The sequence below is a fragment of the Microcystis sp. LE19-8.1F genome, from assembly GCF_027531715.1.
Lineage (GTDB): Bacteria > Cyanobacteriota > Cyanobacteriia > Cyanobacteriales > Microcystaceae > Microcystis > Microcystis wesenbergii_A.
This window is the reverse complement of sequence record NZ_JAPZSO010000190.1, coordinates 1-2,899: the sequence shown is the minus strand read 5'-3', so window position 1 is coordinate 2,899 and position 2,899 is coordinate 1. Positions and strand designations below refer to the sequence as shown.

General features: G+C 41.4%; 2 protein-coding genes and 2 pseudogenes. 1 reads left to right on the top strand and 3 read right to left on the bottom strand.

What is annotated here, in order from left to right; all coding sequences use genetic code 11:
- Positions 1-901, bottom strand: a pseudogene (locus tag O9334_RS17890) (IS5 family transposase); the annotation flags it as partial.
- A gap of 405 nt (positions 902-1,306) precedes the next feature.
- Here O9334_RS17890 and O9334_RS17885 point away from each other — a divergent pair.
- Complete coding sequence (locus O9334_RS17885; protein WP_045359959.1) at positions 1,307-2,161, top strand: universal stress protein; 855 nt, start codon at positions 1,307-1,309, stop codon at positions 2,159-2,161.
- A gap of 157 nt (positions 2,162-2,318) precedes the next feature.
- On the opposite strand, the gene O9334_RS17880 is transcribed toward O9334_RS17885, so the two are convergent.
- Entirely contained in the window at positions 2,319-2,648 is a 330-nt protein-coding gene (locus O9334_RS17880) for a site-specific integrase (protein ID WP_288001579.1), read from the bottom strand.
- A 134-nt stretch (positions 2,649-2,782) separates the two neighbouring features.
- Positions 2,783-2,899 (bottom strand): annotated as a pseudogene (locus O9334_RS17875) (IS1 family transposase); the annotation flags it as partial.

The window sequence follows — 2,899 nt, the reverse complement described above, 5'->3', positions numbered from 1 at the left end:
TGCTATACCTATCCCTAACTCACAGTTATAAATAGCCGCCAACAAGTTAACTCTTAAACTATATCTTCGACGACGATTCCGATATTTACAGGATAAGATTTTAAAGATTTTGAGTTTCCTATTTATAGGTTCAATGATAATATTTTCTTTGGCTAAAGCCTTGTTATACTCCTTTTATAAGTCTGTTAATTTTCTATTTTTAGGTTTCTTTTTTGGTGTATAACTATTACTATGGTATTGAGATATTCCCTGATAACCACTGTCTTCTATGCTGGTAGTTAAAGGATGAAAACGAACTCGACTTTTTTTAAATAAACTAAAATCATGACCTCTGCCTTTCCCACAAAAGACACAGATAATTTCCTCTGTATTTTGATCAGCTACTAATTGGGATTTTAAAGTATGATAACCTCTTTTACCCCCCAAAAAATCTTTCTGTTTCTTTTGGGGGCGTTCAATGGGAGTTTCCGTTACATCCATTACCGTTACGACCGGTATCTCTGCTTGATTGAGTAAAGCTTTTTTTCCTTTTAAACGGAAGTTTCCCGATTGTAAAAGCATTTTTTCCGTCTTATTTACAATCCGACCTATAGTTGATTCTGATAGTTCCCAGCTTGTACCAATGTGAAAATATGTTCTATATTCTCGCCAATATTCTAACGTTACTAAAACTTGTTCTTCTATAGATAGTTTAGGTTTCGGTCCCCTTTTAGATGGCTTCGGCCGTGAGACTTCGGCGTGAGCTTTTGTCGAACGCTCAGCCGAACGCTGAATTAGAGTCGGCTTCAACACTTTTTACTGATTCTACCATCTTTCTATATGTTTGTTTATACACACCGAAACGGCGTTTGAATTGTTCATCTGATAAGTTTTGATAATCCATAATTTTGCTAATAAACATAGCAAAATTATAGATGATTTCCTGACCTAAGATCACATTTTATTCTTTTTTCCACTTCAATCTAAGAATTGAGAAAAAAGCAAAAGCCTCCATTATACCATAAAAAAATTATGCAAGAGGTCTAATTAAATGGTGAGCAGCAGCAGTGATTAAAAGAGAGCGCCAGCATTGCAGCCAAAATATAATACAAATGAACGCTTGACACGATGATTTTGAGCCAAGTATTTCTAGTCAATTAAGCATAAATACTTAAAACATCCTCAAATGCGAGCTGCTACGCAGTGCCTTCGGCATCGCATGAAGCTAAGAAAAAGCGCTTAATAAGTTGTTAAATTTCGAGAACAACATTAGCAGTATGCTGAAAATTGGCGAAAACCATTAAGATCATAGACCGAGTTTAATCTTATGCTAGAGAAAATACTATACGCTGATTCCGGCGCAGGTCAAACCCAAGAAATGCTACAAGCATTGATTGATCTCCCCGCTATCCGGAAAGCGTCGATTACCATTCTCCGGGTTGTTCCCCCTCAGATTACCACCGAAGCTCTGGCCAGTAAATGGGAAGAAGGGACCCAAATGCTGACTAAAATCCTGCAAGAAGTCAAAATTGAACCCAGCAAAGTTTCCACTATTCTGCGTCAAGGAGATCCCAAAGATACCGTCTGTCAAGTTGCCGACGAAATCGGGGCCGATTTGATCCTGATGGGTTCCCGAGGACTAAAGCGACTGGAGGCAATTCTAGAAAATTCCGTCAGTCAATACGTCTTTCAACTGACTAATCACCCGATGTTATTGGTAAAAGACGATATTTACGTCAAAAAAATCAAAAAGGTGATGGTAGCTCTCGATAAGTCTAGCTCGGCTGATTTAGCTCTCGATCTGGCTATTTATCTCCTGCGGGATTATCCTTCAGCAGAGTTAATTCTGGCCCGCGTCAACCCCGACTTAAAACCGGAATTTGCCCCCACTTCCCCCAAAGAAATGGAAGAAAACCCAATTTTAGGGCCAGCAGTGGCAAAAGTAAAACGGATGAATATACCCTATCGCTGCGTGGTGACGGGGGGTAAACCGGGAGAACAACTCTGCAAACTCGTCGATGATTATGGTGTCGATCTCTTACTGTTGGGTTCGCCCGATCGCCGTCCTTCCGTGGCCAAGAGTTTACCAGATCTCGATCGCCTTCTCGGTACTTCCCTCTCGGATTATGTGCGGGTTAATGTCAATTGTCCCGTCCTTTTAGCTAGAAAAGAAGGGATTTAGCCCCTATTGGGTGTAGGCAGGTAAGTCTTGACTCATTTGATTTAAGTTGCTGGCAATGGCTTTCATCGTCATAAAAGCCGAGCTAAAGGCGATTAGCTCATTTAAGGGATAACTTCGACTCTCAACCCCCAAGCTCAGTAACTGCTTCTCAAGAGATTCAATTTCTTGGATGAGCAATCCTAACTTTGGTGGGTTGAGAATGACCTGGGCAGCGATCGCAGTTTGTTGTGCGATCGCTAAAATCATCAGCCATTTTTACTTCTTTGGTGAGGACGGTGGGCAGACGTTTGTGACCTTTTGCCCGTAAATATGCACCGATATTACCCAGTTCAATTTTAAGAACTTCTCGATAAAGAAAGAGGATGGCGTTGAGGGCTTGGTTTTGGGTGGCGGCGGCAACGTTTTTATCAACGGCAAGATGGCTCAAAAAGGACTTGATCTCTTCTTCCCCCATTTCGCGGGGATGTTTTTCCTGATGGAAGAGCAGATAACGCTTAATCCAGTCCAGATAGGTTTGTTCGGTGCGGTAGGAGTAATGCGGTAGGGCGGATCGTCTCTCGCACTACGTCTAGGAGTTTTCGGGGTGGGGGAGGGTTCGGCGTTGCTGAATTAAGCTATGAATCAGTAAGGAATAGGCACTTCTTGAAACTTCAGATAATGAATTAATAAACGAATAGAGTATCCTAACATTTCTGTAGACTTAGAATAGCAGAGTGTTTGGCGATGCAATCGGGCTAG